Origin of the sequence: Burkholderia sp. HMSC10F09 (assembly GCF_001806955.1) — a bacterium.
Lineage (GTDB): Bacteria > Pseudomonadota > Gammaproteobacteria > Burkholderiales > Burkholderiaceae > Burkholderia > Burkholderia multivorans.
Map to the genome: position 1 here is coordinate 1 of NZ_KV786588.1, position 1798 is coordinate 1798.

The 1798-nt window shown below is 69.4% G+C and carries 2 protein-coding genes; one reads left to right on the forward strand and one right to left on the reverse strand.

All coding sequences use genetic code 11. The features are described 5' to 3' along the window. A partial coding sequence (locus HMPREF3115_RS06295) for an alpha/beta fold hydrolase (protein WP_141751646.1) occupies positions 1–522 on the reverse strand: 522 nt, incomplete at its 3' end. A gap of 321 nt (positions 523–843) precedes the next feature. Between HMPREF3115_RS06295 and HMPREF3115_RS06300 the strand changes: the two genes are divergently transcribed. Then, the coding region (locus HMPREF3115_RS06300; RefSeq protein WP_141751647.1) for a sigma-54-dependent Fis family transcriptional regulator at positions 844–1798 on the forward strand (955 nt) is incomplete at its 3' end.

The window sequence follows — 1798 nt, forward strand, 5'->3', positions numbered from 1 at the left end:
GAGCAGGCGATCGGCGCGCGATGTGCCGGCCGCCGCGGCCAGTTGCCGCCACGCGCGCGGTGCCCGTGCGCGCGAGCCGACGAAGAACGCGCGCAGTTCGCGTGCCGACGTCAGGAACAGGCCGCGCAGCACGACGCCCGTCACCTGGGCCGGATGCCGTCCCGCATAGGCGAGCGCGAGCGCCGCGCCCCACGAGCCGCCCACGACGCCCCAGCGCGCGATGCCGAGCCGCACGCGAAGCGCCTCGAGGTCGTCGATCAGTCGCATCGTGTTGTTGTGACGCAGGCCGCCGCGCGGCGTCGACGCACCGGCGCCGCGCTGATCGACGAGCACGACGCGCATCCGCTGCAGGTCGAACAGGCGCAGCATCGCGGGCCGGCTGCCGCTGCCGGGGCCACCGTGCAGCACGACGACCGGATGGCCGCGCGGATGGCCGGCTTCACGCCAGGCGATCGCGCAGCCGTCGCGCGACAGACGGCGAAGGGATGGGGCAGACGGTCGGCGCTCGGGTCGTCGGTTCATGCGGGCGATGATAGAGGAACGCGGGTGGCGGCGGCGCGCCAAAGCGCGAGCGGCATGGCAACACATGCGCAAATCGAAGCGGGCTTCGCGCGCGGCGACGTGCACGCCCGAGTTTGTCCACGTCGCGTCGTGCGCATCATGTGCACATCACGGCCTGTGCGACCGCGACAACCGTTGATCGTCTTTCAATGACCTTTCGAATCGCCGGTACGGTCCGCACGCGTCACGACATCGCGCCGCGATCGCCTCGATGGCCCGATGTTTGCTTGTATCGGGACAGAAGAGTCCGGCAACCGACCGGAAGGATCCCCGGAGGAGACAATGCGCGACGACGTTCATCCGGCCGCCGATACACGGGCTGCGCAAGCGCCCGGCTGGCCGACGCCCACGATCCGGAAGTCCCATCAGCGGTCCGAGACGTTCGGCCTGCAGGCGTCCGCACGCCCCGACTACGATGTGCTGTCCGCCACCGAACTCGCGCTCAAGCGCGAGCAGAACCGCGTGCTGTGCGTGCACGCGATGCCGGTGATGGAGACGCTGCACGAGCAGATCGTCAATACGCAGAGCATGATCGTGCTGACCGACGCGGAAGGGCTGATCCTGCATTCGATCGGCGACGACGACTTCCTGCGCCGTGCGGAGCGCGTCGCGCTGCGCCCCGGCGCGAACTGGGCGGAGGACCGGCAGGGCACCAACGCGATCGGCACGGCGCTGGCCGAGCTCTGTCCGATGGTCGTGCACGGCGACCAGCACTTTCTCGCGGCGAACCATTTCCTGACCTGTTCGAGCGTGCCGATTCTCGATCCGTACGGCGACGTGATCGGCGTGCTCGACGTGACGGGCGACCATCGCAGCTATCACCAGCACACGATGGCGCTCGCGAAGATGTCGGTGCAGATGATCGAGAACCATCTGTTTACGACGACGTTCCAGGAGACGCTGCAGGTGTCGTTTCACGGCCGGCCGGAGTTTCTCGGCACGCTGATGGAAGGGATCGTCGCGTTCACCGCCGACGGCCGCTTTCTGTCCGCGAACCGCAGCGCGCAGTTCCAGCTCGGCATGCCGCTGTCCGCGTTGCGTGCGCATACGCTGGCGTCGCTGTTCGACGTGACGAGCGCGCAGCTGATCGACCGGATGCGCGCGAGCACCGAGCCGCACGTGATGCTCAATCTCGGCAACGGCGCGGTCGTTTGTGCGCGCGTGCAGTTCCGGCGTGCGCTGCGCGCCGAGGGCAGCCGCCCGGCCGACGTGCACGACGGCGGCGCCGTGCCGGCCG